The sequence below is a fragment of the Stenotrophomonas sp. 364 genome (assembly GCF_009832905.1).
Classification (GTDB): Bacteria; Pseudomonadota; Gammaproteobacteria; order Xanthomonadales; family Xanthomonadaceae; genus Stenotrophomonas; species Stenotrophomonas maltophilia_AP.
On sequence record NZ_CP047135.1, the window covers coordinates 3,533,707 to 3,559,515 of the forward strand.

Here is a 25,809-nt window from a genome sequence, read left to right on the forward strand (position 1 = left end):
GCACTACCTCTCCAGGAGTCTGCAGATGATGCTCAGCATCCTCGGCTTTGGCATGGTCATTACGTTCATGTACTTGATCATGAGCAAACGGCTGTCGCCCCTTGTTGCCCTGATCACCATTCCGATCATCTTCGCGCTGCTGGGCGGTTTCGGCGCCGACATCGACGAAATGATGCTGGAAGGCATCAAGAAGATCGCGCCGACCGGCGTGATGCTGATGTTCGCCATCCTGTACTTCGGGGTGATGATCGACGCGGGCCTGTTCGACCCGCTGGTGCGGATCATCCTGCGCTTCGTCAAGGGCGACCCGATGAAGATCGTGCTGGGCACCGCGATCCTGGCGATGCTGATCTCGCTCGACGGCGACGGGTCGACCACCTACATGATCACCGTGTCGGCGATGCTGCCGCTGTACCAGCGGTTGGGCATGAACGCGTTGAACATGACCTGCGTGACCATTCTCGCCGGCGGCGTGATGAACCTCACCCCGTGGGGCGGGCCGACCGCACGTGCGGCCACCGCGCTGCACGTGGACCCGGCCGATGTGTTCGTGCCGCTGATTCCCTCGATGGTGATCGCCTGTGCGGGCGTGCTGCTGCTGGCCTGGTACCTGGGCCTGAAGGAGCGCCGCCGGCTGGGCGTGGTGAGCCTGCCGCAGGGGGGCAGCTGGATGGACAACAGCGTGTCCGATGACGGCAACGCGCTGCCCACGGTGGAAGATGCTGAGGACACCAAGCGGCCGAAGCTGCTGTGGGTGAACCTGGCGCTCACCCTGGCGCTGATGACCGCGCTGATCATGGGCGTGCTGCCGATGCCGGTGCTGTTCATGGTCGGCTTTGCGATCGCGCTGGTGATCAACTACCCCAACCTGGCCGAGCAGCGCCGCCGCGTGGTCAACCATGCCGGCAACGTGCTGTCGGTGGTGGCGCTGATCTTCGCTGCGGGCATCTTCACCGGCATCCTCAACAACACCGGCATGGTGGAGGCGATGTCCCACAGCTTCCTGGCGATCATCCCCGACAGCTGGGGCCCGTACCTGGCGGTGATCACCGCGATCGCCTCGATGCCGTTCACCTTCTTCATGTCCAACGACGCCTTCTACTTCGGCGTGCTGCCGATCCTGTCCGAGGCCGCCGGCAACTACGGCATCACCCCGGTGGAGATGGCCCGCGCCTCGCTGGCCGGCCAGCCGGTGCACCTGCTCAGCCCGCTGGTGCCCTCGACCTACCTGCTGGTGGGCCTGGCCAAGGTGGAGTTCGCCGACCACCAGAAGTTCACCCTGAAGTGGGCCATCGCCATTTCGATGCTGCTGATGCTCGGCGGCCTGCTGTTCGGCCTGTACCCGCTTGCGTCCTGATCCGCCTACCAAGGAGCGTTCTGCCATGACCCTTCGCATCGCCTACGTCACCAGCGGTATGGGCAGTGTCGGCACTGCCATCTGCCAGAAGCTGGCCCGCAACGGCCACACCGTGGTGGCCGGTTGCGCGCCGAACTCGCCACGCAAGGCCGGCTGGCTCCGCGAACAGCGCGAGTTGGGCTTCGATTTCATCGCCTCCGAGGGCAACGCCGCGGACTGGTCCTCCACCGTGGCCGCCTTCGCCAAGGTCAAGGCCGAGGTCGGCGAGATCGACGTGCTGGTCAACAACGCCGGCGGCAGCCGCGACGTGCTGTTCCGGCAGATGAGCCCGGACGACTGGAACGCGGTGATGGGCTCGAACCTGCACGCGCTGTTCAACATCACCAAGCAGGTCATCGACGGCATGGCCGCACGGGGCTGGGGCCGGATCGTGAACATCGGCTCGGTGAGCGCGCACAAGGGCCAGATCGGCCAGGTCAACTTCGCCACCGCCAAGGCGGCCATGCATGGCTTCAGCCGGGCGCTGGCCAATGAGGTGGCCACGCGCGGGGTGACGGTCAATACGATTTCGCCCGGCTACATCGCCAGCCAGTCGATCAGCAGTTTCCCGCCGGACGTGCTGGACCGGTTGGCCGGCTCGGTGCCGATCCGCCGCCTGGGCAAGCCGGAAGAAGTGGCCAGCCTGTGCGCGTGGCTGGCGTCGGATGATGCGGCGTATGTGACCGGCGCGGATTACGCGGTGAACGGTGGGCTGCACATGTTCTGATGTTTGACGCGTCGAGTTGACGCGTGACCTCCCCCACGAGGTGGCCGCGACGCTGAGAGGCGTTGCGGCTTTTTTTTTCGTCGACGTCCCGCCGGGGTGGGCATCACGTACCGGTAGGTGCCGACCGTTGGTCGGCACACCCGCGCACCCCAACCGCAATGGACGGTTGGCGCTGCCCGCGGTGGTCAGAACTCCGCCGCCACCGTCATGAACACCTGGCGCGGGGCGCTGGCGTGGATCGCGTAGCGGGTACCGGTCGGGTCGGTCGGGGCGAACGCGCTGAGCTGGCCGGCGTAGCGCTTGTTGGTGAGGTTGGTCGCGTTGAGCGACACTTTGACGTCGCGCAGGCCCAGGCCCGGGCCGAACGAATAGCCCACGCCCGCATCGAAGGTGGTCACGCCCGCCACCGACTGGTCGTTGGTGTAAGTGTAATAGCGCTTGCCGGTGTACTTGGCGCGCAGGCTGGCGAAGAAGCCATCGCGGTTCCAGCTGATTTCACTGGACGCCATCCGCTGCGGGGTGTCCACGGTGATCTTGCCGGCCACCGGCACGATCGCCCCGCCGGAGGTGTAGTTGTCCTCGTAGGTGGTCTTGTTCCAGGACAGCGCGTTGTACCACTGCAGGCCATCCACCGGCTTGAGGATGAAGGTCAGCTCGGCACCACGGCTCTTCACCGAGCCCACGTTGATGAAGCGGGTAATGCACTCCGGGCGCGTGCCCACCTCGATGCTGGTGCAGGGATTGAGCGAGAGCAGGCGATTGTCGAACATGACGTGGTACGCCGCGATCGAGGCCTGGTACTTCTCGCCGAAGGTGCGGAAGCCCGCTTCCAGCGTCTTGGACTTTTCCGGCTCCAGCCCGGCGCTGGCCGCGAACGATTCCGGCGACACCTGCAGCGGGCCGCCGCTGCCACCGCCGACGAACGCGGCGATGTTCTCCGAGTACGAGGCGAACAGTTCCTGGTTGGGGCTCAGCTTGAAGCCGATACCGGCCTGCGGCAGCACCGATTCCTTGGCGGTCAGCGTGCCCGAGGCGTAGCTGGCCTCGGTGCCCGGCTTGGCGTTGGCGGTCATGCGGGTGTTGGGGCTCTTGATGCCCACATCGACGGTCAGGCGGTCATCCAGGAAGCGCATGCGGTCCTGCACGTAGAACTGGCGCGTGCGGATGTCGAAGTCCTGGTCGAACAGGCGGCGGTCCGGATGATTGAGGTAGGCGTCATCCAGGAACGGGCCAGTGATGTAGTAGAAGTTGCGCTCCACGTTGTGGTCGTTGCGCTCATACCACAGGCCCGCTTCCAGTTCATGGATGCCCCACTGCCAGCTCAGCGCGGCGGTGATGCCCTGGCGGTTGATGGTGTAGTTGGTGCTGCGGATGGAAATCGGCAGCGCCTGCGGCGTGCCCGGGTAGGAGGGCTGGCCCGGCGCCCACCAGTGGCCCTGGCCGCGGTTTTCATGGTGGTAGCCGAGCAGCTTCAGGCGCGCCGTGTCGCCCAGCGCCAGGTCGGCATCCAACGCGTACAGATTGTCGTCGCGCAGCGCGCGGCTCTGGTAGTAGGCATCGTCGATGCTGTTGACACCCCCGCTGAAGGCGCATTTCTGCGCATCTCGGGTACCGGGTGCGCAATAGGCGGCGGCCACGGCACGATCCCAGTCCGGGGCGTAGATGTTCCAGTCATAGCCCAGGCCGCGCCGCAGCATGTCCTTGGACAGGTAGGCGTAGTTGGCCTGGCTCACCCGCGAGGTGGCGGCGAACGCACCGAAGCGGTGATCGCCCACGTTCCACACGGCCTTCGCATTGAACTGACGCGTGGTCTGGTTCTGGTACGGGGCGGCCCACATGTCCGAATCCTGATGCACGCCGGACACGTAGGCCGAGAAGCCGTTGAGGTCGCCGGTGTCCACGCGCAGGTAGCCACGGCGCTGGTTGTCGTCGCCCACGGTCACGCTGGCACGGCCGCCGAATTCGGTGGACGGGTCCTGCGAGAAGTACTGGATGGTGCCGCCCAGGTTGCTGGTGGACGCCACGCCCAACGAGCCGATGCCCTGCGACAGTTCCGCCCCGGCCAGGTTTTCGGCGATCAGGGCACGCGCGATGCTCAGGCCGTTGTAGTTGCCGTAGCTGTTGTCGCCCAGCGGAATGCCGTCCAGCGTGTAGCCCAGGCGGCTCTTGTCGAAGCCGCGCAGGGTGATGCTCTGCGATTCCTCGTTGGCGCCGAAGGCATCGTTGGACTGCACCGACACGCCCGGCAGGCGGTCGAGGATCTTCTGGCCGCTGGTACCGGGCGGCAGCACCTGCTTGTCCACCGTGCCGATGCGCTGCACCTGGCGGGTTTCGCCCTGGCCGATCACCGACACGGTGTCCAGGGTCTGCGCGCTGAGCGCAACGGTGGCATCGGGGCCTGCGTTGGCGGCTACGTCGGCAGCGTGGGCATTGGCGGCGCACAGCGCAATCGCCACGGCGATCGTCAGGGGTCGGGTAAGCATGGTAGTCCGTTGCATGGGGGGTGATGACCTGCGCACTGCAGGTGCGTGACCATCATGCGAACGCAACATGAAAGGATTCTTACGCCACGGGGTGCGGCATATGAAATGCGACCCAACGCGCGAAACCACACGCGCAAGCTCCCCGCGCGCACCTCACGTACAATGCACCCCTTACCGCAACGGCAGGGACAGCAGGCAATGAACGAACAGGACTACGAAGCCGCCAAGTGGGCGCTGCTGCACGCGCATCTGGTACAGGCCACGCCGGAACAGCGGCACCTCTATGTGGCGCGCTCCAACTACGGTGACAACCAGCGCGCCCTGGCATGGCTGGCCGACCAGCCCGATCTGGACCGCGCCACCGCGCTGATGCTGTTCTGGAGCGTCGGTGCGGGTTCGCATGCGCAGTACGAATCGCTGGACGACGTGCCTGAGTACGATCGCGACACCCACCAGTTCATTGCCTTGGTGCAGCAACGCTTCCTGGACGGTTTCTATGCCGACCACGGTATCGGCTTCGATCCGACGCGGTGGGACGGTGCCGGCCCGAACGAGCATTCGGCCGATGAACTGCAGCGGGTGCCGCCGCAGATGCTGCAGGCCGTGGACGGCGAGCATCACATCGATCCGTTCGATGAGGCCTACGACGAAGACTACGACGACGGCCTGCCGATGGCACTGGTCGAGCAGCTGTACGAGCTGGCCGACGTGCACATCGCCTGGGAAGAAGCGAACCCGCAGGCATAGGTCACCACCGACGGTGGTGACCTACTCGGCGGCCAGCTGATCCATGCGGATGCGGTTGGCGAACAGCGAAAACGCCAGCATGCCGGCCAGGCCGTTGGCGCGGCTGACCCAATGCGGCAGCCAGCGCGGCGGGCGCAGGATGCCTTCTTCGAACAGCGGCGCGAAGGCGATGGCATCCTGCAGCGACATCTTGCCGGCAAACAGCCAGCGGCAGACCTGCAGGCGGTCTTCGGCCAGCATGTGGCGGAAGAAGGTGTGCACCGACACCAGCCCGCGCAGGTACACGGTGTCCTTGGTGAACGCCGCGCCGCCGGTCGGCGGCACGCCGCGGAACACGCGCTGGGCCGAGGCGAAGCTCTCTTCGTTGTTCTGCCCGGCGTCGCAGAAGTAGCGGAACACCTGGATGAAATCGGCGCCTTCGCGCGCCATCGCGATCGCTTCGGTGCGCAGGCTGATGCGCTTGAGGCGTTCGATGTCGATGCTGCCGGTGATCTGTTCGGCAAACGTGGCCAGCCCTTCCTGGGTGGCGGTAACCCGCGGCGAGGACAACGCCAGGCTGGGCAGGTGCGGCTGCTCGCGGCCGTTGAGCGCGGTCAGCGAATGCACCAGCGCTTCGTGGTGGAACAGCTGCGCCCGGTCGTAGGCACTGAAGCGGGCGCTGGTGCGCAGGCGGATGCGGGTGGGACCGGCGGCCGCCTTGGAAATCAGCTCCGGGTCGAGCTGCACGCTGATGATGCGCGATTCGAAGAAGGCATCAAGGTCGCCCTGCAACTGCAGCTGCAGCGCGGTGGCCGAGACCGGCACCTGTTCTTCCGGGGCGAGCAGCTCGTGGTCCAGCTCCTGCGCGATCTGGATGAAGTGACGGGCCGCCTCGCGGGTACTGGGGCCGTTGCCGGGCAGCGGGTGTTCGGGCGCGCCGAACAGTTCCACCGAGTAGTGATCCACCGCGGCGGTGCCCAGGGATTCCAGCAGGCCGGCGGCCAGGTCCCAGCTGTGCGCAGAGCGCTGCACGTAGAGGCCGATGGGGTGCGCGGGATCGCACTGGGCGCTGATCGCGGCCAGGGCGCGGCGCGTGTCGCTGAAGTCCAGTTTCGGATAGCTCACCTGGGGCAGCACCGGGTTGCCGCGCGCCACGCTGGCCAGGAACGGCGCCTGCAGCGCGGCCGGCCAACTGGTCAGCCCGAGCAGCTTGATGCCGCCCACCGCCTCCACCAGCTGCGCATCGAGCGCGGTGTGGTGGGCCACCTCACGATCCACGGTCATCGGTGTGTCCATGGGCGGACAATAGCAGCCCCCCATGGGGTGGCTCTACCCGGCGAGGGTTATCGGCGGCCGCCTTTTCCGCCCGGGCGCCACTGCGCGCCCTTTCCCACGTGCTTGCGCTCGATGGCCTGCTGCGCCTGGCGTACCGCCAGCTTGGCCGCCGCGGCCGCTACTTCTTCCTTCAGCTTGAAGTAGTTCAACAGGCGCTCTTCATCCAGCGTGCCGTCGTCGATGGCCGCACGGATCGCACAGCCCGGCTCACGCTGGTGCGCGCAGTCGCGGAAACGGCATTGCGCCGACAAGGCTTCCACGTCGGAGAAACCGCCTTCGCTCAACGCTTCCTCACCGGTCGGCTTCAGCTCGCGCATGCCGGGCGTGTCGATCAGGCAGGCGCCAGCCGGCAGCGGGATCAACGCACGGTGGGTGGTGGTGTGGCGGCCGCGCGAGTCGTTGACGCGCACGTCGGCGGTCTTCATGCGCTCCTCGCCGAGCAGGGTGTTGGTCAGCGTGGACTTGCCCGCGCCCGACGACCCCACCAGCACCACGGTGCGGCCCGCGCCCAGCCACGGCAGCAGCGCCGACGCGCTGGCCGGGTCGCGGCCGTTGATGGCCAGCAGCGGAATGTCCTGCGCGGCCAGCTCTTCCAGCACGTCCAGCGCATCCTGGCTGTACTCGGTCTGATCGGCCTTGGTCAGCACCACCACCGGCTGCGCGCCGCCACCGCCCACCAGCAGCAGGTAACGCTCGATCCGGCGCGGGTTGAAGTCCGCATCCAGGCCGCACACGATGAACACGGTATCGATGTTGGCCGCGATCACCTGCTGGTGGTAATGCTCGCCGGCCGCCCCGCGTTTGATCGCGGTGCGCCGCGGCAGCAGCGCGATGATCTTGATGCCGTCCAGCAGCACCCAGTCACCCACCGCGGCGCGTTCATGGCTGGGGAAACGCGGCCGCTGCCACTCCGGCGGGGATTCGGTCTTGATGGCCGCGTCCGGCATGTCGGCCACGATGTAGCCGGTGCGGTGCTGCTCGATCACCCGGCCGGGACGGGCCTGCGGGTGTGCATCGAACAAGGCCTGCCAGCTGGGCAGCTCGGGGGCGCCTGCCCAGGGCCAGCCTATGGTCTGCAGGGCGCGGAAATCGATCGGTTCGCTCATCGCCCCATTCTACCCTTCCCCGCCGCCCCGGCCGGGTCGGGCAACTGCCCGCCAACAATGGGGTTTTGGCCCCGGCGGGGCTTGCCCCGCAACGCACCAATTCCGCTACCATGCAGATTCCATGCCCTCCAACGGCCCAGTCATGTCCACGCCCCCGATCAAGCCGCTTGCCACCCGCGAGCGCCTGTCCGAAGTCCGCTACGAGATCCGGGGCGAACTGGCGCGGCGAGCGCGTGAGCTGGAGGCCCAGGGCCGCAAGCTGATCAAGCTGAACATCGGCAACCCGGGCAACTTCGGCTTCCGCGCACCGGAACACCTGCAGCGCGCGATCGCCGACGACATGGGCCGCACCGACCCGTATACCCACCAGCAGGGCCTGCCGGAGGCGCGCGAGGCCATCGCAGCCGCCTACGCCCGGCGTGGCGCGCCCGATGCGCACCCGGACCGGGTGTTCGTGGGCAACGGCGTCAGCGAGCTGATCGACCTGTCGCTGCGCGCCCTGCTCAACCCCGGCGATGAGGTGCTGGTGCCCTCGCCCGACTACCCGCTGTGGTCGGCGGCCACCATCCTAAACGACGGCCGCCCGGTGTATTACCGCTGCGCGCCGGAGAACGGCTTCCAGCCGGACCCGGTGGAGATCGAGACGCTGGTGTCCTCGCGCACCCGCGCCATCGTGCTGATCAACCCGAACAACCCCAGCGGCGCCAGCTACTCGCGCGACCTGCTGGAGCGTATCGTGGCGATCGCGGCGAAGCACAACCTGCTGCTGATGGTCGATGAGATCTACGACCAGATCCTGTACGACGACGCGCAGTTCCACCCGGTGGCCCCGCTGGCCGGCGAGCATCCGTGCATCACCTTCAGCGGGCTGAGCAAGGTCCACCGCGCCTGCGGCTGGCGGGTGGGCTGGGCGATGTTGTCCGGTGCGGCCGAACGGCTGGGCGAGTTCCGCGCGGCGATGGACCTGCTCAGCGCGCTGCGCCTGTGCGCCAACGTGCCGGGCCAGTACGCCATCGATGCGGCCGTCAACGGCCCGGACACCGTCTCGGCGCTGTGCGCGCCGGGCGGCCGGCTGTATGAAACCCGTCGCGCGGTGATCGAGGCCTGCAACGCCAGCGAGCACCTGTCGCTGGTGGCCCCGGCCGGCGCGCTGTACGCCTTCCCGGCCGTGGTCGGGCCGGCGGCCCGCAGCTTCGATGACCACGATTTCGCACTGGAACTGATGAACGAGGAAGGCGTGCTGGTGGTGCCGGGCTCGAGCTTCAACGTGCCCTACCGCCACCACTTCCGGGTCACCCTGCTGCCCGAAGCGGAGGTGATGCGCGATGTCTTCGCCCGCATCGACCGCGCGTTGGCGCGGCGTGCCGAAGCGAACACCAAGGTGGTGCCGCTGAAGCCGCGCAGCGCGGTGGCCTGAGTGGCGCTGTCCTATCTGGCCCTGGGCGACTCCTACACCATCGGCGAAGGGGTTGAACCGGCTGCGCGCTGGCCACTGCAGCTGGTGGCCGGCCTGCGCGACATCAAAGTGGCGGTGGACGACCCGCAGATCATCGCCACCACCGGCTGGACCACCGACGAACTGGAGGCCGGCATCGATGCCGCCGCGCCGCAGGGGCCCTTCGATCTGGTCAGCCTGCTGATCGGGGTGAACGACCAGTACCGCGGCCGCAGCGTGGACGACTACCGCCCGCGCTTCACCGCGCTGCTGCAGCGTGCGCTCGGCTTTGCCGGCGATCGCGCGCAGCGTGTGCTGGTGCTGTCCATTCCCGATTGGGGCGTCACCCCGTATGCGCGCGAGCACAACCGCGACCGCGTGCAGGTCGGACAGGAACTGGATGCCTACAACGCGGCCGCCGCCGCGATCTGCGCCGAGCACGGCGTGTCGTTCATCGACATCACCGACCTCAGCCGGGTCCCCGGCGCCGAAGCGGTGATGCTGGTCGACGATGGCCTGCATCCGTCGGCGGCGATGTACGCGCTGTGGACCGAGCGCGCCTTCCAGGTGGCGCGGGTGCAGTTGGCCGACGAGGTGCCGCGCTGAGCACGGACGCCCTGCCACTGGCCAAGGAACAGGCCCGCCGCATCGCTGACGCCTTCATGCCGGCCCAGCGCTTCGGCAACCGACGCGATTACTACTACAGCCGCGGCAAGCTCGGCAGCGATCCGCTGTACCCGGGCGTGCTGGCCGCACTGGCGCCCGCGCACGGCGCCCTGCTCGACATCGGCTGCGGCCTGGGCCTGCTGGCGCACGTGGTGCGCCAGGCCGGGCACCGGCAGCCATACCTGGGCGTGGACATCGATGCGGACAAGATTGCCCGTGCCCAGCGCGCCGGGGCGCGCGCGGCGCTGGCCGACGTGCGCTTCGACTGCCTGGATGCCAGCGCCACGCTGCCCGCCCACCACGGCAGCGTGGCGCTGCTGGACGTGCTGCAGTACCTGCCCGCGCACGCCCAGACCGGGCTGCTGCAGGCGGCCGCCGCGCGCGTCGCACCGGGCGGGCGGCTGGTGATCCGCACCACCCTGGCCGACAACAGCGGCCGCGACCGCACCACCCGCATCACCGACATGCTGGCGCACCTGGTGGGGTGGATGGGCACCCGCCCGCGCCACTATCCCGATGCCGACAGCGTGCGCGCGCCCCTGGAAGCGGCCGGCCTGCGCCTGCAGATGCGCCCGCTATACGGCAACACCCCGTTCAACAACTGGCTGGTCAGTGCCGAGCGGCCCGCACTTGCCTGAGGGTCGCGCACGGCGCGCCGCACGCGCATACTCGCGCCCCGATACCGGCATGGAGCCCGCATGACCCCGCCCTCGCACCGACATTCCGCCCTGGGCATCGCCGCGCTGGTGATCAGCCTCTGCGGGCTGGTGATGTTCGCGATCAGCGCGCACTACGCGCATACCCCGGCCCATGCGCAGATGCAGACGCTGCCGGTGGTGCTGCTGGTGGTGCTGTGCATCAGCATCGGCCTGGCCCTGCTGGCCATGGTGATGGGCATCGGCAGCCTGCTGCAGCACCGCCGCCGGCGGGTGACCGGGGTGCTGGCGCTGGGGCTGGCGGTCACGCTGTTGCTGGCCCAGATGTCGCTGGCCAGCTGGATGCGCCAGCAATGGCAGCACGCGCACCCGGTGGCGGGCCGCATCCAGCCGTAACGCGGCGCGCCTGGCGCCTACGCCGCGTCGGGCAGGACCGCGCTCAGGCCACGATCCTGCAGGGCCTGCAGCACCGCTTCGATGATCGCCAGGTTGTGCCCGTGGGCCGCGCCCTCATGCAGCAGCACGATGGCGCCCGGCCCCAGGTCGGCCACGATGCGCTCCACCACGGCCGCCGGCTGGCAGTCCACCCCGTCGAACCCACGTGCGCTCCAGCCCACCCGGGTGAGCTGCCACTGCGCCAGGGCCGGGGCCACGAAGGGGTTGGTCATGCCCACGACCGAGCGGTACCAGCGCGGGGGCTGCCCGGCGATGGCGGTCAGCGCCTGCTGGCACTGGGCGATTTCGTCGGCCATCGCCGCCCGCCCCAGCCGCCAGAAGCGGGTCTGCGGGTGGCGGTGGCTGTGGTTGCCCAAGGTGTGGCCGCGGGCCAGCATCTGCCGCACCAGTTCGGGCTGGGCCAGGGCCCGCTCGCCGACCAGGAAGAAGGTGGCCTTGGCCTGGTAGCGGTCCAGCAGGTCCAGTACCGCCGGAGTTTCCGGCGAGGGGCCGTCGTCGATGGTCAGCCACACCCGGGGCGCGCTGCCCGGCAGGCGGCTGAGCACGGGGGCGTAGAAGCGGCTGTTGGGCAGGAACACGGGCACCAGGAACAGCGCGTGCGAGGTCACCATCAGCGCCAGCCCGACGGGCCACCCCAGGCCTACCCACGCCAGCACCACCAGCAGCTGTGACGCCAGGAGCCAGGGCACCCAGCGCCAGGGGCGCAGGGGAATGCGATGCAATGTTTCCGGTACGGTCATGCCCCATGATGCCATGCGGCGTAGAATGACCGGTTCCAAACGCCGGACCCGACCGTCATGTCCCTTGATCCCGCCCTGCGCTCGCGCATCGAATCCATCCTCACCGCCAACCGCGTCGTGCTGTTCATGAAGGGTCAGCCGAGCATGCCGCAGTGCGGTTTCTCCGCCAAGGCGGTGGGCGCGCTGCAGGACCTGGGCGTGGAGTTCGCCCACGTCAACGTGCTGGCCGACGCCGAGATCCGCGAAGGCATCAAGGCCTACGGCGACTGGCCGACCATTCCGCAGCTGTACATCGACAGCGAGCTGGTGGGCGGCAGCGACATCATTCTGCAGATGGCGAGCAGCGGTGAGCTGAGCAGTGTGCTGGGTCTGGCCGCACCGGACCGCACGGCACCGAACATCACGGTGACGCCGGCCGCGGTAGAGATGCTGCGCGGCGCGCTGGCCGATGCACCGGGTGCGTCGCTGCAGCTGGGCATCGATGCAAACTTCCAGCCAAACTTCCAGCTGGCCCCGCACGACGACAACGCGATCGCGGCCGAGTCCAACGGGCTGCGCGTGCAGTTCGATCTGGCCAGCGCGCGTCGCGCCGAGGGCATCACCATTGATTGGGTGGACGATATCCGCGGTAAGGGTCTTGCGATCGACAACCCGAACGCACCGCGTGCGGTGAAGGATCTGGCGGTGCGCGATGCCGACGACCAGCTGCGCGCCGGCCGCCTGACGGTGGTGGACGTGCGCCCGGTCGATGAGCGCGCGATCGCGTCGATCAACGCGGCGTTCGAGACGTTCGACGGTGACAACCGCGCCCGTCTGGAAGCCCTGCCGAAGGACACCGCGCTGGGCTTCCTGTGCCACCACGGCGGCCGCAGCGCGCAGGCCGCCGAGCAGTTCCGCGCCCTGGGCTTCACCAACGTGCACAACATCACCGGCGGCATCGACGCCTGGTCGAACGACGTGGACAACAGCGTGCCGAAGTACTGATCGACGTCAGTTCAACGCTCAAAGAAAAACGCCGGCAATGCCGGCGTTTTTCGTTTTCTGTTCTGAAGCCAAAGCAGCTTGGCTGTGACGTCTCGGGCTGGGCGGGGGTGTGGGGGTTCACGGGACACGCCGTAAATCCATCCCTGGAGGCTCGTGGGCGCCATCCATGGCGCCCAACGGTCCCGCGAACCCCCACACCCCCACCCCTGACAGTTGGCCGGTAGCCATGGCAAAAACACACAGCACAAGCAGCACCCGCTGGTTCAAGGTGTCAGAAGCGTTAGAGGTGTTAGAGGTGTTCGAGCTTTGCCGCTCTTTCGTTGAGCACCCGCACACTGTCAGAGGGTGGGTACGGGTGGGTTGGCGGGACCGTTGGGCGCCATGGATGGCGCCCACGAGCCTCCAGGGGTGAGAGCGCATTGCTTGCGAGGCACTGCCTCGCATGCGCTCGAACGCCCAGCCGCCAGCGGCTGGGCCGGACCGCGGAGCGGGATTCACGGCGTGTCCCGCCAACCCACCCGTACCCGCCAAGCCAGCGCAAGCGCGCACCCGCCGCTGTTGCAGTTGCAGTTAGCCGTTGAAGTTGCAGTTGAGCAGTTGCTCCCGCTCTTCCAACCTCAACCCGCAAACCCACCCTCGGCCAGGTAATCCAGCTCCTCCGGCGTCGGCATCCGGCCCAACACCGCGTTGCGGTGCGGGAAACGGCCGAAGCGGCGGATGATGTCGCGGTGCAGCTCGGCGAACTTCAGGTATTCCTTGTCGCCCAACACATCGAACATCGCCACCGACCGCTCCTGGTCCTGCGGATCCTCCGAATGCTCGAACGGCAGATAGATGAACGCACGCAGCTTCGGCACCAGCTGCAGGTCCAGCCCCTCTTCCACCGCGCGCATCGCGTAGTGCCGGGCCAGACCGTCGGTCGCGTAGGAATGGGCCGTGTCGCGGAAACAGTTGCGCGGAAACTGGTCGAGCAGAATCATCAGCGCCAGCGCACCGTCGGCACTGCCCAGCCAATGCTCGCGCCCACGCCGCGCCGCCGCGAAATGTTCCTCCAGGAACGCCTCGCGGAACCGCGCATCGAACGCGTCATCGCGCGTGAACCATTGTTGTGGACCGGCATCGCGCCAGAATTCCACCACTTGTACCGCCACGTCCATTCACTACCCCTGAGGGCGGCACGTCGCCAGGACGCCCGCCGGTTCCATTGCCATCACTCGTCAAAACGCAGGTGGCGGACCGACTTGCCGTTGCGCCGTATAAGCTTAAGCGCCTCGATACCGATCTGGATATGGTTTTCGACGAACTGCGAACTGACCTTGGCGTCGGACGCCTCGGTTTTCACCCCGTCCGGGATCATCGGCTGGTCGGACACCAGGAGCAGCGCCCCGATCGGGATGTGGTTGGCAAAGCCGGCCGCGAACAGCGTGGCCGTCTCCATATCGATGGCCATGCAGCGCATCAGCCGCAGCTTCTCCTTGAACGCCTCATCGTGCTCCCAGACCCGGCGGTTGGTCGTATAGACCGTGCCCGTCCAGTAATCGTGGCCCAGATCGCGGATGGTGGTGGACACCGCCCGCTGCAGCGCAAACGCCGGCAGCGCCGGCACTTCCGGCGGCAGATAGTCGCCCGAGGTGCCCTCGCCGCGGATCGCCGCGATCGGCAGGATCATGTCGCCCAGCTGGTTCTTGCGCTTCAGACCGCCACATTTGCCCAGGAACAGCACCGCCTTGGGCATCACCGCCGACAGCAGGTCCATCACGATGGCCGCGTTGGGGCTGCCCATCCCGAAGTTGATCAGCGTGATGTCATCGCTGGTGACGCTGGCCATCGGCCGGTCCATACCCTGCACCGGCGCGCCGGTGAGGTGGGAAAAGGTGTGCAGGTAGCCTGCGAAGTTGGTCAGCAGGATGTGCTGGCCGAACTGGTCCAGCGGCACGCCGGTGTAGCGCGGCAGCCAGTTTTCGACGATTTCCTGTTTGTTCTTCATAGTGCGCGTGCGGTCCGGCAAGTGGTTCCAGTGTGCCTATTCTGCGGGTGCGCACCCAACAAGCAAGAAAAAGGCGGCCAATGGCCGCCTTTTTCCGTGTTGCCGTTACCGCTGGATCAGAACTGCACGGACCAGCGTGCGGTGGCGCCGTGGTCACGCGACTCGCTGCCGAACTGGCCGTTGTAGCCCAGTTCCAGCTGGTTGCGCGGGCTCAACCAAGCCGACAGGCCCAGCTCGGCCACCACCGCGTGGTCGGCGATGGCCGCGCCACTGACGGTGTAGCCGCTGCCACCGGCCAGGGCCAGATTGGCCACCTGGTTGCGGTCGCCCGACGCGCGGCGATAGCCCACCCCGCCACGCACGTGCAGCCAGCTTTCCTGCTGCCACGCCGTCTTCAGGCCACGGTCGAAGCGCACACCGGCAGTGCCGATGGTGGTGCGGGTATCGGCCACGTTGCCGTGCAGCGCAGCCGCGCCGCCCTGCTCGTTGACGCCGTCCACGTCCACTTCCACACGCGCCAGCTGCAGGTACGGCTCCAGGCCCGCTTCGGCGCCGCCGATGCGGTAGGCACCTTCCACGAACAGCTGGCGGGTCTTGGCGTCGTAACGCGCGGTCAGTGCGTCCTGGAACCCGGCAAAGGCCAGTTCGCGGCGGCTGTCCACTTCGTGACGGGTGTAGCCCAGACCGGCGCGCAGGCCGAACCCACCCCACTGGTTGCCCACGTAGGCACCCAGGTGGGTGTTGTCGATTTCCGCGCGGGCGCGACGGCCCTGGGCCTGCTTGCTGTCGGTACGCCCGGTACCGATCAGGCCGCCCACCTGCCAGCCGCCGGCGAACTGGTGGTCGGCACCGACCAGCAGCCCACTGGTGTTGCTCTGCGTACGCGCCGCGTTGGCGTCTCCGTCGAGCTTGCCGCTGCCGCCGATGGCCTGCACCCACGCACCGGTGACGGCGGCATCGCCTGCACCCGGTGCACGCGCGCCGACGCTGCGGCTGAGCGCCGCATCGCGCAGGTAACGGCTGCTTTCCACCAACGCCATCGGCGTGGCGGCATGCAGTTCACCGCTCAAGGCATCCAGTGCCGCGCCCACCTGGGCCGGGAACAGCTGGGTCAGCGGCTTGGGCAGGCCCTGGTTGATGCCCAGGCTGTCGGCGCTGGTGGCCACGCCAAGTTGATTGGCGGTTACCGCCGCGCTGGCCAGCGCGTTGCCGCGGGCCACGTCGATCTGCACGCCGTTGGCACCGTAGCCCAGGCTGAAGGCCAGGAACGGCGAGAACGAGGAGAAGTCCACGTTGGCGAAGGTGCCGTTGACGCCGCCGTCGGCCTGCAGGAAGTTGAACTGCTCGCCCAGGTAGTAGATGCCCACTTCCGGCAGTGCCTTCAGGGTGCCGTCCAGGCTGGCGGTGCCGGTCACGTGCAGCTTGTCGCTGCGGCTGCCCGGGGCCAGTTCGGCCAGGTAGGTGCCGCTGGCGGTCTGCACGTAGTCGCCATCGATGGTCAGCGTGCCGATCGAGTTGCCCGGCGCGATGATGCCTTCCACGCGGGTGTCGCCGAGACGACCGATACCCTGCAGCGCGCCCTTGGCGCCGACCACGGTGCTGCCGCCGGTCTGCACGCCGTTGAACGAGACCACGCCGCCGCTGATGGTCAGGTCGGTGTTGTCGAGCACGCCGCTGGCGGTGACGCGGCTGCTGCCGCCGATGCTGTTGAAGCGCATGTCGCGCAACGTGCCATTGAGCAGGAACTGGCCGCCGGTGACGTCCAGCGACGCCGTCAGTGCATTGACACCGTCCAGTTCCAGCACGCCCTCACGCACGATGGCGCCGTTGAAGGTGTTGTCACCGCTCAGACGCAGCCAACCGATACCGGACTTGGTCAGCTTGCCCGGGCCACCGATGTCGTTGGTCCAGTCATCCCATGCATCGCCTTCCCACACCTTCAGGCCACCGGCCTTCTGGTTCATCACCACATCGGTGTCCACGCGCAGCTGGCCGTAGCCTTCGATGGCCTTGGCCAGGTCCATCAGGCCCCAGCCGTAGACGTCGTCCACGCCCTTGGCACCGAGGTCGGTGGCGGTGGTCAGCAGCACATCGCGCACCTGCGCGTTGTCCAGGTACGGGAAGCGTTCGAACAACAGGCCCAGTGCGCCGGTGACGTGCGGAGTCGCCATCGACGTGCCGCTCAGCAGCCCATAGGAATAGGTCGGCAGGCGCTCCAGGACGTCCAGAATCAGGTTGCCGTTGTCGTCGGCGTAGAGATCGGAGTTGACCTGCGAATCACCGCCATACACCGTGGAGTTGATCTCCGTTCCCGGCGCAGCCAGGCACCAGTTGGCAGCAAAACCGCAGCGCATCGACTGATTGCTCAGCACCAGGTCCTGGTTGACGTTGACCACGGCAAGCCAGTACTTCTCGATATCGGGCATCGCACGGGGCAACGAGGCGTACATGCCGGCGATCGGGCTTTCTTCCGGGCTCGGGTTGACGCCACTGTTGCCGGCGGCCCACACCTGGATCATGCCCTTGGCACGCGAACCGTCGGCAATTGCCTGCAGTCGCTCTTCAAATACCGGGTGGGACAGATAGAAGTCCAGGTCCTCTTCCGAGTTCGGCTCGCTTGCCAGGCCCCAGCTATGATTCACCGCACGCACGCCCTGCTCGTTCAGCTGGTTGTACAACTGCGGGAAGATGGAATTGGATGCCCCGATGGACGCCACGTTCTGCACATCGAGGTAGCCATCGGGCGTGGCGGTGTAATAGGAGACGCTGTTGGAGAACAGGCGCGCCACGCTCAGGTCGGCTCCGAAGGCAACGCCATGGGTACCGTTGCCGTCGCGGTTGGCCGCGATCGTGCCGCTGACGTGGGTACCGTGGATGCCATAGCTGCCCCCCTCGAAGTACCCCCAGCTGTTGAGCAGGTCGACGATGCGCTGGTCGAAGGAGGGGTCGAAGATGTTGAACTCGATGGCAACCTGGTCGCCGTCCGTGGCGAAGCACGCGTCCGGCCCGTCCACTGCGGCTGTGTTGGTGCACAGAGTGCCGTCCGGCATCACATCGGCCAGATGGATGCTGCGGTGGTCCTTGCCGGCAAACTCATCGTGGTCCAGGCCGGTGCCACTGTCGAACACGCCCAGGCGGATGCCCTTGCCGGTCAGGCCGCGCGCATAGGCAGCGTCGGCATTGATGGCCTGCAGTCCCCAATCGGCCTTGAACTCGTCGGTGCGCCAGCTTTCGGGATCGCCGGCATTGCCCAGTACCGGGGAGGGAGCCTCGGCGTTCGGACGCACCGATGCGATGGCGCGGGGGGTCACATCGAACCGGGCAGTGTCCAGGTTGTAGGCGGCGCGCTGGACCTGGCGCTGCTGCTGGTAGGCATCCAGTACATCGTTGGCCTGGGCGATGCCCGGCAGTGCGAGGGCGGCCAACAGGGTGCCGGTGATGGCCGACGCCAGCACGCTGCGCGAGGGCTGGCGGGACAAAGCAGAGTAACGGTGTTTCATTGAATTACCTTCCTTGAGTGATGCAAGTGCCGAGAAATTCGAGCAGATTCGCAAATGGCGGGCACGCGGCCCGATCCCGAGCGTAACGCAAAATTCACGATTGGTTCACGGTTTTTAATGATGACGTAACAATTCTTCATAGCCCCCGACTGTGCAGTTCGTCACTTGGCAAACGCCCCCCTGCCCGGCTAGCGTCGGCGGCTGCGTCCATGTGAACCCGGGGAATTCATGCATAAGCTGTTGAGCGTCGGCATCGGCCTGGCGTTGTTTTCGATCGGCCTCGCGCCGGCGCCCGCCGCCTCGCGGTTCGTGCAGGACCCCTACCCCAGCACCTACGCTCCGATCGCCTCGGCACCGGTGCTGATCCGCAACGCCACCGTGCTGACCGGCACCGGCACACGCCTGGACAACGCGGATGTGCTGCTGCAGGACGGCCGCATCCGCGCGGTGGGCAGCGCGCTGGAGGCACCGGCCAACGCGGTGCGGATCGATGCGGCCGGCAAGTGGGTCACGCCCGGCATCATCGACGTGCACTCGCACCTGGGCGTGTACCCCAGCCCTGGCGTAAGCGCGCACAGCGATGGCAACGAGATGACCGCGCCGGTCACCGCCAACGTGTGGGCCGAACATTCGGTGTGGCCGCAGGACCCGGGCTTTGCCGCGGCGCTCGCCGGTGGCGTGACCGCGATGCAGGTGCTGCCCGGCTCGGCCAACCTGGTGGGCGGGCGCGGGGTGACGCTGAAGAACGTACCGGCCACCACCTACCAGGCCATGAAATTCCCGGGCGCGCCATGGGGCCTGAAAATGGCCTGCGGCGAGAACCCCAAGCGCGTGTACGGCGGCGGCAAGGGCGTGGCCCCGGGCACGCGCATGGGCAACGTGGCCGGGTACCGCGCGGCCTTCATCGATGCCAGCGAGTACATCGCCAAGAACGCACCGAAGAAGCAACAGAAGAGGCGCTGGTTCAGCGGCAGCGACAAGGGCGACAGCGCCGGCGATACCGGCGGCAAGCGCGACCTCAAGCTGGATACGCTGGCCGGTGCGATCCAGGGCGACATCCGCGTGCACATCCACTGCTACCGCGCCGATGAAATGGCCACCATGCTCGACCTGTCCAGGGAATTCGGCTTCAAGATCGCCGCCTTCCACCACGCGGTGGAGGCCTACAAGCTGTCCGACCGGCTCGCCGCCGAAGGCGTGTGCGGCGCGCTGTGGGCCGACTGGTGGGGCTTCAAGATGGAAGCGTTCGACGGCATTCAGGACAACATCGCGCTGGTCGACCGCCCGGCCAACAGCTGCGCGATCGTGCACTCCGATTCCCCCGAGGGCATCCAGCGGCTCAACCAGGAAGCGGCCAAGGTGATCGCCAACGCGCGCCGGGCCGGGATCGAGATCGCCCCGGAGCGCGCGATGATGTGGCTGAGCTACAACGCGGCGCGCTCGCTCGGCGTGGAGAAGCAGACCGGCAGCCTGGAGGCGGGCAAGATGGGCGATGTGGTGGTGTGGAACGGCAGCCCCTTCAGTTCCTACGCGCAGGCCGAACAGGTGTTCATCGACGGCCACCAGGTATACGACCGCCGCGATGCACGGCGGCAACCGCTGTCGGACTTCATGCTGGGCCAGGAGGTGGCTCCATGAGCCGGGTTCTGCACCTTTCCGCGCGGTGCCGGGCGTGGCTGGGCACGACCGCGCTGCTGATGCTGGCCACCCTGCCCGTACACGCGCAGGACCTGCTGGTGCGCAACGCCACGGTGCATACCGCCAGCGCGCGCGGCAGCCTGGAACACACCGACGTGCTGGTCCAGGGCGGCATCATCCGCGCGGTGGGTACCGGCCTGGTCGCACCGGCCGGCGTCAGCGTGGTCGAGGCGGCGGGCAAGCCGCTGACGCCGGCCCTGTTCGGTGGCATCACCGACATCGGCATCGAAGAAATCTCGGGTGAGTCGGCCACGGTGGACAGCACGTTGAAGCTGGACGACCAGCCGCTGCGGCCCGAATTCGACGTCAGCCTGGCCTTCAACCCGGCGTCGGTGTTGATTCCGGTGGCACGGTTGGATGGCATCGGCTTCACCGCCTTGGGTGCCAACAGCGGCGGCGGCTTCATCGCCGGACAGGGCGGCGTGATGCGGCTGGACGGCAGCGCCGATCCGATCGGGCCGTTGGCGCTGTACATTCGGCTGGGCGCGGCGGGTGCGGAACTGACCGGCAACTCGCGCGCGGCGCAGTGGATGCTGCTGGAGCAGATGGTCAGCGAAGCGCGCGGGCGCGTGCCCGCCGATTCCCCGCATGCCCTGCTCACCCCCGCCGGGCGCGCCACGCTGGCGCGTTATCTGGCCGGCCAAGGCCGGCTGGTGGTGCAGGTGGACCGTGCCGCCGACATCCGCCAGCTGCTGCGCTGGGCCGCACGCGAGAAGGTGAAGATCGCCATCGCCGGCGGGGCCGAGGCGTGGCGTCTGGCCCCGCAGCTGGCGCAGGCCAGCGTGCCGGTGTTTGTCGATGCGCTGGGCAACCTGCCCAGTACCTTCGACCAGCTGGGCGCCAGCCTGGAAAACGCGGCACGGCTGCAGGCGGCCGGGGTGCAGGTCAGCTTCGCCCAGCGCGACGATGCCTCGCACAACGCACGCAAGATGCGCCAGCTGGCCGGCAACGCCGTGGCCAACGGCCTGCCGTGGCAGGACGGTCTGGCCGGGTTGACCCGCGTGCCGGCGCAGGTGCTGGGCGTGGGCGACCGCATCGGCAGCATCGAGGTCGGCAAGCTGGCCGATCTGGTGCTGTGGGAAGGCGACCCGCTCGACGTGGGCCACTATGCCGAGCAGGTCTGGCTGGGCGGCCGCGCGATGCCGATGCGCTCGCGGCAGACCGAACTGCGCGACCGCTACATGACGCCAGCGTCGGCCGAACCGCGCGCATACTCGCGCTGAGCCCCATCCTGCGGCGGGCATCACGCCCGCCGCATCATCCGCCCGGGAGTGCCCATGGCGCTGCGCTGGTATTTCGATTTCGTCTCGCCCTTCGCCTACCTGCACTGGCAGCAGCTCAAGGCCCTGCCGCAGTTCGAGCGGATCACCCCGGTGCCGGTCGCGCTGGGCGCGGTGCTGCACCACCTGGGCAACCTGGGCCCGGCCGAGATTCCGGCCAAACGCCGCTTCACCTACCGCCAGGTGCTGTGGCAGGCGCAGCAGCAGGGCGTGCCGCTGCGCTTCCCGCCCGGGCACCCGTTCAACCCGCTGGCCGCGCTGCGGCTGTGCCTGGCCGCCGATGCCACCCCGGCATCGGTAGACATCCTGTTCAACTGGATCTGGCGCGACGGCCACGCCGCCGACAGTGCCGCCGCCCTGGCCCTGCCTGGCGCCATGCTGGACGTGGCCCATGTGGCCGAGGCGATCAGCGCGCCCGACGTCAAAGAGCAGCTGCGGCGCAATACCGATGCGGCCATCGCCGCCGGGGTGTTCGGGGTCCCTACCCTGTCCATCGACGGCGAGCTGTACTGGGGCAACGAGGCACACGCACTGATGCAGGCGGTCCTGGCCGATCCCGGCACGGTCCGTGGCGGGGAATGGGACCGGGTGGATACCCTGCCGGTAGCCGTCCAGCGCAGCCGCTGACCCGACGCCGGGCCCCCGGTCAGGCAGCGGCGGCGGATTTGGGATAGCTTTCACACTTCCGAACCTACAACCTGCCCGGAGGGGGGCTCAGGATGCGCATCGGAATCGTCGTCGACTCGGCCTGCGACTTGCCGCAGGACTTCATTGAACAACACAACATCGTGCTGCTGCCGATCACGGTACGCATCGGCGAAGCCGTGCTCGCCGACCACCGCGACGAGCAGGCCACGCTCAGCTTCCTGCACGCCCACGTGGCCGAACACGGCGCCGAGGCGGAGACCATTCCGTTCAGCGTCACCCAGATCCGCGACCTGTTCCTGGGCAAGCTGGTGATCGATTACGACCATGTGTTCTGCATGACGATCACCAAGACCCGCAGCCCAATCCACGACAACGCGATGCAGGCGAGCTTCGCGATCCTCAACGACTACAAGCCGGTGCGCCAGGCGGCGGGCTTCAACTCACCCTTCGCGCTGCGGGTGCTGGATACCCAGAACCTGTTCGCCGCCCAGGGCGTGACTGCGGTGGAAGCGGTGCGCCTGCGCGAGAGCGGGGCCAGCGTGCAGCAGATCCGCGAGCGGCTGGAAATGCTCGCGCAGAACGTGCACGGCTACATGGTCACCCGCGACCTGTACTACATGCGCGCCCGCGCACGCCACAAGGGGGACCGCAGCGTGGGCCTGCTCAGCGCGGCGCTGGGCAGTGCACTGGACATCAAACCGGTACTGCACGGGTACCGCGGGCAGACCGGCCCGGTGGCCAAGATCAAGGGCTTCGACAACGCAGTGCAGAAGCTGTTCGACTTCGTTGGCCAGCGGGTCAAGGCCGGGCTGATGACCCCCACCGTGTGCGTCAGTTATGGCGGCGAGCTGGCCGACCTGCAGGCGCTGCCGGGCTATGCCAGCCTGCGCCAGACCTGCGAGGCGCACGGCGTGCAGATGTTCGAAGCGGTGATGAGCCTGACCGGCATGGTCAACGTGGGCAAGGGGGCGCTTACAGTCGGGTTTGCCGACGGGCCGCATACCTTCAGCGCGTAGTGCCGGGCTCTGCCCGGCAACCACCGCCGGGCTCTGCCCGGCACCAACCGCCGCGATCTGCACGCCAAATCCACCGCGTTTCTGCCAGCCTTGCAGCCTTCAACGGAGATGACCATGTCGCAGTACCACATCAGCCTGCCGGACCCTTCCAAGGCCCGCGGCAACGAGTCCGACCTTTCCTTCCACTCGCAGAGCGCGGCCGGCTTCGCCGAGGAGCTGCAGGACGCCCTGCGCAGCACCGCGCTGTTTGATAAGTGGCGCGCCAAGCAGCCCGACCCCGATGCGGTCGAGTCGCAGTGGGGCGCCACCGACCCCGATGCCACCGTGACCGGCGCACAGGATGACCTGCGCATCAACCTGGTGGTCAGCACCCGCATCGACAGCGATGTGTTCAAGCAGCGCCTGCGCATGCTGGCCGGGCACCACTGGGAACTGCGCGACGTGCGTTGAGGGAGGGTTGCCGGCCAGCGGCCGGCACTACCGTGTGTCGCGCCAGCCGCCGCCCAGCGCGCGGTACAGCTCCACCCGGGCGATGGCGGCCGCAGCCTGGCTGTTGGCCAGCGCCGCCTGGTTGTCCAGCGCGATGCGCTGGGTGGTGAGCACGTCCAGCATGTCCACCACGCCCGCCTGGTACTGGCGCCGCGCCGCGTCCAGCGCGCATTCGCTCTGGTCCACCGCAACCTGCAGCGCGGCACCGCGCTGCTGCTCGGCGGCGTAGCCGTCGATCGCATCATCCACTTCATGCCAGGCCTGCAGCACGGTGCGCTGGAACTGCAGCGCCGCCTGTTGCTGCTGCAGCCGGCTCACGGCGAGGTTGGCCGTGAGCCGGCCGCCCTGGAATATCGGCAAGCTGATCGACGGCCCGATGCTGAAGCGATGCGCGTTCCAGCCGTCCAGTTCATCCAGTTGCTGCGACTGGTAGCCGATGTCGCCGTTGAGGGTGATCCGCGGCAGGAAGCTGGCCTTGGCCACGCCGATCGAGGCAGTAGCCGCATGCAGCGCTGCCTCGGCACGCCGGATGTCCGGGCGGCGCTCGGCCAGTTCGCTGGGCAGTCCGGTGGCCATGGCGGGCAGTGCCGGCCAGTCGCGGCGGATGTCGGCAAGGTCTGCATCCAGCGTTTTCGGGGGGTGGCCGAGCAGCATTGCCAGTGCGTTGCGCAACTGCGCATCGCGATGCCGCAACGGCACCAGGCGGGACTCCAGCGCCGCCACCTGGGCGGCGGCACTGGCCACCTGCAGTGTGCTGGCCACGCCCTGCGTTTGACGGACGCGGGTCAACCGCGCGATGTCGCGCGCGATGCGCAGGTTGTCCTCGGTGATGGCCAGCAGCTGGCGGGTCGCGCGCAGCTGCAGGTAGTCGCGCGCGGTTTCGGCCAGCACCGCGGTCTGCACCGCATGGGCGTCCTCAGCGGCGATATCGATGCGCGCGTCGGCCGCCTCCACCTGGCGCCGCACGCGGCCCCACAGGTCCAGCTCCCAGCTCACACCGATACCGGTCTGGAGCAGACCGTAATCCTCACGCCCGCCATTGCCGGACGGATCGTTGAGGCCCACTTCGCTGTTGCGTGCGCGCACGCCACTGGCGGTGGCGCCCACGCTGGGCACGCGCTCGGCCGCAACGATGCCGCGCGCGGCACGGCTCTGCTGCACGCGGTTGGCGGCCAGCTGGATGTCCAGGTTGGCCTGCAGCGCCTGCGCGGCCAACGCGGCCAGGGTGGGATCCTCGAACCCGGCCCACCACTGTGCATCGCTGGCCAAGCCGTCAGCGCTGATCGCAGCGCCCTGCCACTGGACGGGCAGCTGCGCGGTCGGGCGCACAAAGTCGGGACCCAGCGTGCAGGCCGTCAACGCCGCGCACAGCACACCCAGCGGAAGCGCGCGCCAGGGTGCCTTGCCGGTCATGCGCCCACTCCTTCAAGGTCGCGATGGCTGCTGTCCAGGTCGACGCTGGCCTCCACCGACATGCCCGCACGCAGCTGGCCGAGCAAGGGCTGGTCCTTGTCGAGCACGATCTTGACCGGCACCCGCTGCACCACCTTGGTGAAGTTGCCGGTGGCATTTTCAGGGGCCACTGCCGCGAAGGTGACGCCCGTGGCGGGGGCGATGCTGTCGATGTGGCCATGCAGCGGCTGGCCGGGGAACACATCCACCTGCAGGTCCACCGCCTGCCCCGCGCGCATGCGGGTGAGCTGGGTTTCCTGGAAGTTGGCCACCACGAACGCCTGCTGCAGCGGCACCACCGCCAGCACCGGCGTGCCCGGGGTCAGGTAGGCGCCCACGCGGATCGCGCGACGGCCGACCACGCCGTCGATCGGCGCACGCAGTTCGGTGTGTGACAGGTCCAGTTCGGCCCGCGCCTGCGCCGCTTCGGCGCGTTGCACCGCCGCCTGCGCAGCCTGCACGCCGGCGCTGAGAATGCCGGTGCGCTGGCGTGCGGTAAGCAGCGCCGCCCGGCCCTGGTGCAGGTGCGCGCTGGCCACGGCCTGGCGCGACTGGGCCTGCTGCGCGTTCTGCACGGTGCCGGCACCGTCGCGGGCCAGCGCGCCGTAGCGCTGCTGGTCGGCCTGGGCCAGGGTCAGTTCGGACTGGCTCACATCCAGCGTGGCGCGTGCCTGGTCGATCAGCGAATCCTGCTGGGACAGCGCGGCCTGCGCATTGGCCAGCTGCGCACGCGCATTGGCCAGATCGGCACGCGCGGCGGTCAGGGCCACCTGGTAGTCGCGGTCATCGATGCGGGCCAGCACGTCACCGGCCTTGACCGGTTGATTGTCGGCCACGCGCACTTCGCTGACGAAGCCGGCCACCTTGGGCGCCACCACGGTGAAATCAGCGGTGATGTAGGCATTGTTGGTGCGCTGGTGGCGGCCGTCGCGCAGCAGCAGCCAGCCGCCGACGGCAAGCACCAGCACGCCTGCGGCGATGACGAAGGGAACGTGTTTTCGGGTGTCGGTCATGGAGAAAGTCCTGGCG

At 68.1% G+C, this 25,809-nt stretch carries 22 protein-coding genes; 13 read left to right on the top strand and 9 right to left on the bottom strand.

Features of this window, described 5'->3' with window-relative positions:
• The first annotated feature begins 28 nt into the window (after positions 1–28).
• On the top strand, positions 29–1,357 hold the full coding sequence (locus GQ674_RS15915; RefSeq protein ID WP_038691835.1) for a CitMHS family transporter: 1,329 nt from the start codon (positions 29–31) through the stop codon (positions 1,355–1,357).
• A gap of 25 nt (positions 1,358–1,382) precedes the next feature.
• Positions 1,383–2,123 carry an acetoacetyl-CoA reductase gene (gene phbB / locus GQ674_RS15920; RefSeq protein WP_128097684.1) on the top strand — a complete coding sequence of 247 codons (741 nt, stop codon included), beginning with the start codon at positions 1,383–1,385 and terminating at the stop codon, positions 2,121–2,123.
• Positions 2,124–2,308: 185 nt separating this feature from the next.
• Here the strand turns inward: phbB and GQ674_RS15925 are convergent, their stop codons facing one another.
• On the bottom strand, positions 2,309–4,606 hold the full coding sequence (locus tag GQ674_RS15925; RefSeq protein ID WP_159497851.1) for a TonB-dependent receptor: 2,298 nt from the start codon (positions 4,604–4,606) through the stop codon (positions 2,309–2,311).
• Between the two features lie 198 nt (positions 4,607–4,804).
• Here GQ674_RS15925 and GQ674_RS15930 point away from each other — a divergent pair, with 198 nt between their 5' ends.
• Positions 4,805–5,353, top strand: a complete 549-nt coding sequence (locus GQ674_RS15930) for a DUF4274 domain-containing protein (RefSeq protein ID WP_159497852.1) — start codon at positions 4,805–4,807, stop codon at positions 5,351–5,353.
• A 21-nt stretch (positions 5,354–5,374) separates the two neighbouring features.
• Here the strand turns inward: GQ674_RS15930 and GQ674_RS15935 are convergent, their stop codons facing one another.
• Positions 5,375–6,628 carry a flavohemoglobin expression-modulating QEGLA motif protein gene (locus GQ674_RS15935; protein WP_201290168.1) on the bottom strand — a complete coding sequence of 418 codons (1,254 nt, stop codon included), beginning with the start codon at positions 6,626–6,628 and terminating at the stop codon, positions 5,375–5,377.
• A 47-nt stretch (positions 6,629–6,675) separates the two neighbouring features.
• Positions 6,676–7,773, bottom strand: coding sequence for a ribosome small subunit-dependent GTPase A (gene rsgA / locus GQ674_RS15940; protein ID WP_128097010.1), 1,098 nt, complete (start codon positions 7,771–7,773; stop codon positions 6,676–6,678).
• Positions 7,774–7,915: 142 nt separating this feature from the next.
• Between rsgA and GQ674_RS15945 the strand changes: the two genes are divergently transcribed.
• From GQ674_RS15945 to GQ674_RS15960, 4 genes are read left to right on the top strand one after another with little or no spacing between them, the layout of a single operon-like run.
• Positions 7,916–9,190, top strand: a complete 1,275-nt coding sequence (locus GQ674_RS15945; protein WP_038686340.1) for a pyridoxal phosphate-dependent aminotransferase — start codon at positions 7,916–7,918, stop codon at positions 9,188–9,190.
• Positions 9,191–9,814, top strand: coding sequence for an SGNH/GDSL hydrolase family protein (locus GQ674_RS15950; RefSeq protein ID WP_159497854.1), 624 nt, complete (start codon positions 9,191–9,193; stop codon positions 9,812–9,814). It begins immediately after the preceding gene.
• A 56-nt stretch (positions 9,815–9,870) separates the two neighbouring features.
• Positions 9,871–10,512 carry a methyltransferase domain-containing protein gene (locus GQ674_RS15955; protein ID WP_159497855.1) on the top strand — a complete coding sequence of 214 codons (642 nt, stop codon included), beginning with the start codon at positions 9,871–9,873 and terminating at the stop codon, positions 10,510–10,512.
• 60 nt (positions 10,513–10,572) lie between these two features.
• The gene (locus GQ674_RS15960) at positions 10,573–10,926 is read left to right on the top strand and encodes a hypothetical protein (RefSeq protein WP_159497856.1); all 354 of its coding nucleotides are present in this window, start codon (positions 10,573–10,575) and stop codon (positions 10,924–10,926) included.
• Positions 10,927–10,943: 17 nt separating this feature from the next.
• Here GQ674_RS15960 and GQ674_RS15965 read toward each other — a convergent pair whose 3' ends face one another.
• On the bottom strand, positions 10,944–11,726 hold the full coding sequence (locus GQ674_RS15965; RefSeq protein ID WP_159497857.1) for a polysaccharide deacetylase family protein: 783 nt from the start codon (positions 11,724–11,726) through the stop codon (positions 10,944–10,946).
• Positions 11,727–11,783: 57 nt separating this feature from the next.
• Between GQ674_RS15965 and grxD the strand changes: the two genes are divergently transcribed.
• Complete coding sequence (gene grxD, locus GQ674_RS15970) at positions 11,784–12,710, top strand: Grx4 family monothiol glutaredoxin (protein WP_159497858.1); 927 nt, start codon at positions 11,784–11,786, stop codon at positions 12,708–12,710.
• A gap of 617 nt (positions 12,711–13,327) precedes the next feature.
• Here the strand turns inward: grxD and GQ674_RS15975 are convergent.
• From GQ674_RS15975 to GQ674_RS15985, 3 genes are all read right to left on the bottom strand, one after another.
• On the bottom strand, positions 13,328–13,867 hold the full coding sequence (locus GQ674_RS15975) for a DUF924 family protein (RefSeq protein ID WP_159497859.1): 540 nt from the start codon (positions 13,865–13,867) through the stop codon (positions 13,328–13,330).
• 53 nt (positions 13,868–13,920) lie between these two features.
• Positions 13,921–14,697 (bottom strand): AMP nucleosidase, encoded by a 777-nt coding sequence (locus tag GQ674_RS15980; protein WP_038686330.1) that lies wholly within the window; start codon positions 14,695–14,697, stop codon positions 13,921–13,923.
• Positions 14,698–14,813: 116 nt separating this feature from the next.
• A complete protein-coding gene (locus GQ674_RS15985) occupies positions 14,814–18,197 on the bottom strand; it encodes an autotransporter serine protease (RefSeq protein ID WP_159497860.1) in 3,384 nt (1,127 codons plus the stop codon).
• A gap of 228 nt (positions 18,198–18,425) precedes the next feature.
• Between GQ674_RS15985 and GQ674_RS15990 the strand changes: the two genes are divergently transcribed.
• From GQ674_RS15990 to GQ674_RS16010, 5 genes are all read left to right on the top strand, one after another.
• Positions 18,426–19,835 carry an amidohydrolase gene (locus GQ674_RS15990; protein WP_159497861.1) on the top strand — a complete coding sequence of 470 codons (1,410 nt, stop codon included), beginning with the start codon at positions 18,426–18,428 and terminating at the stop codon, positions 19,833–19,835.
• Positions 19,836–19,894: 59 nt separating this feature from the next.
• Complete coding sequence (locus GQ674_RS15995; protein ID WP_236546320.1) at positions 19,895–21,118, top strand: amidohydrolase family protein; 1,224 nt, start codon at positions 19,895–19,897, stop codon at positions 21,116–21,118.
• Between the two features lie 54 nt (positions 21,119–21,172).
• Positions 21,173–21,802, top strand: a complete 630-nt coding sequence (locus tag GQ674_RS16000) for a DsbA family protein (RefSeq protein ID WP_159497863.1) — start codon at positions 21,173–21,175, stop codon at positions 21,800–21,802.
• 92 nt (positions 21,803–21,894) lie between these two features.
• Positions 21,895–22,839 (top strand): DegV family protein, encoded by a 945-nt coding sequence (locus GQ674_RS16005; RefSeq protein ID WP_137190322.1) that lies wholly within the window; start codon positions 21,895–21,897, stop codon positions 22,837–22,839.
• A 108-nt stretch (positions 22,840–22,947) separates the two neighbouring features.
• Complete coding sequence (locus GQ674_RS16010) at positions 22,948–23,289, top strand: hypothetical protein (RefSeq protein WP_159497864.1); 342 nt, start codon at positions 22,948–22,950, stop codon at positions 23,287–23,289.
• A gap of 27 nt (positions 23,290–23,316) precedes the next feature.
• Here the strand turns inward: GQ674_RS16010 and GQ674_RS16015 are convergent, their stop codons facing one another.
• The gene (locus tag GQ674_RS16015) at positions 23,317–24,741 is read right to left on the bottom strand and encodes an efflux transporter outer membrane subunit (protein ID WP_159497865.1); all 1,425 of its coding nucleotides are present in this window, start codon (positions 24,739–24,741) and stop codon (positions 23,317–23,319) included.
• On the bottom strand, positions 24,738–25,793 hold the full coding sequence (locus tag GQ674_RS16020; protein ID WP_159497866.1) for an HlyD family secretion protein: 1,056 nt from the start codon (positions 25,791–25,793) through the stop codon (positions 24,738–24,740). Before GQ674_RS16020 ends, GQ674_RS16015 begins: the two co-directional genes overlap by 4 nt.
• Positions 25,794–25,809 lie beyond the last annotated feature (16 nt).

What these genes read in the sequence shown, in the direction of transcription:
- GQ674_RS15985 (WP_159497860.1), bottom strand. Translation starts at nt 18,197, where the DNA reads ATGAAACACCGTTACTCTGCTTTGTCCCGCCAGCCCTCGCGCAGCGTG.
- GQ674_RS15935 (WP_201290168.1), bottom strand. Translation starts at nt 6,628, where the DNA reads ATGGACACACCGATGACCGTGGATCGTGAGGTGGCCCACCACACCGCG.
- GQ674_RS15945 (WP_038686340.1), top strand. Translation starts at nt 7,916, where the DNA reads ATGTCCACGCCCCCGATCAAGCCGCTTGCCACCCGCGAGCGCCTGTCC.
- GQ674_RS16020 (WP_159497866.1), bottom strand. Translation starts at nt 25,793, where the DNA reads ATGACCGACACCCGAAAACACGTTCCCTTCGTCATCGCCGCAGGCGTG.
- GQ674_RS15965 (WP_159497857.1), bottom strand. Translation starts at nt 11,726, where the DNA reads ATGACCGTACCGGAAACATTGCATCGCATTCCCCTGCGCCCCTGGCGC.
- rsgA (WP_128097010.1), bottom strand. Translation starts at nt 7,773, where the DNA reads ATGAGCGAACCGATCGATTTCCGCGCCCTGCAGACCATAGGCTGGCCC.
- GQ674_RS16000 (WP_159497863.1), top strand. Translation starts at nt 21,173, where the DNA reads ATGGCGCTGCGCTGGTATTTCGATTTCGTCTCGCCCTTCGCCTACCTG.
- GQ674_RS15925 (WP_159497851.1), bottom strand. Translation starts at nt 4,606, where the DNA reads ATGCTTACCCGACCCCTGACGATCGCCGTGGCGATTGCGCTGTGCGCC.
- GQ674_RS15960 (WP_159497856.1), top strand. Translation starts at nt 10,573, where the DNA reads ATGACCCCGCCCTCGCACCGACATTCCGCCCTGGGCATCGCCGCGCTG.
- GQ674_RS15980 (WP_038686330.1), bottom strand. Translation starts at nt 14,697, where the DNA reads ATGAAGAACAAACAGGAAATCGTCGAAAACTGGCTGCCGCGCTACACC.
- GQ674_RS15930 (WP_159497852.1), top strand. Translation starts at nt 4,805, where the DNA reads ATGAACGAACAGGACTACGAAGCCGCCAAGTGGGCGCTGCTGCACGCG.
- GQ674_RS15915 (WP_038691835.1), top strand. Translation starts at nt 29, where the DNA reads ATGCTCAGCATCCTCGGCTTTGGCATGGTCATTACGTTCATGTACTTG.
- GQ674_RS15995 (WP_236546320.1), top strand. Translation starts at nt 19,895, where the DNA reads ATGCTGGCCACCCTGCCCGTACACGCGCAGGACCTGCTGGTGCGCAAC.
- GQ674_RS16010 (WP_159497864.1), top strand. Translation starts at nt 22,948, where the DNA reads ATGACCATGTCGCAGTACCACATCAGCCTGCCGGACCCTTCCAAGGCC.
- GQ674_RS15975 (WP_159497859.1), bottom strand. Translation starts at nt 13,867, where the DNA reads ATGGACGTGGCGGTACAAGTGGTGGAATTCTGGCGCGATGCCGGTCCA.
- phbB (WP_128097684.1), top strand. Translation starts at nt 1,383, where the DNA reads ATGACCCTTCGCATCGCCTACGTCACCAGCGGTATGGGCAGTGTCGGC.
- grxD (WP_159497858.1), top strand. Translation starts at nt 11,784, where the DNA reads ATGTCCCTTGATCCCGCCCTGCGCTCGCGCATCGAATCCATCCTCACC.
- GQ674_RS16005 (WP_137190322.1), top strand. Translation starts at nt 21,895, where the DNA reads ATGCGCATCGGAATCGTCGTCGACTCGGCCTGCGACTTGCCGCAGGAC.
- GQ674_RS15955 (WP_159497855.1), top strand. Translation starts at nt 9,871, where the DNA reads ATGCCGGCCCAGCGCTTCGGCAACCGACGCGATTACTACTACAGCCGC.
- GQ674_RS15990 (WP_159497861.1), top strand. Translation starts at nt 18,426, where the DNA reads ATGCATAAGCTGTTGAGCGTCGGCATCGGCCTGGCGTTGTTTTCGATC.
- GQ674_RS16015 (WP_159497865.1), bottom strand. Translation starts at nt 24,741, where the DNA reads ATGACCGGCAAGGCACCCTGGCGCGCGCTTCCGCTGGGTGTGCTGTGC.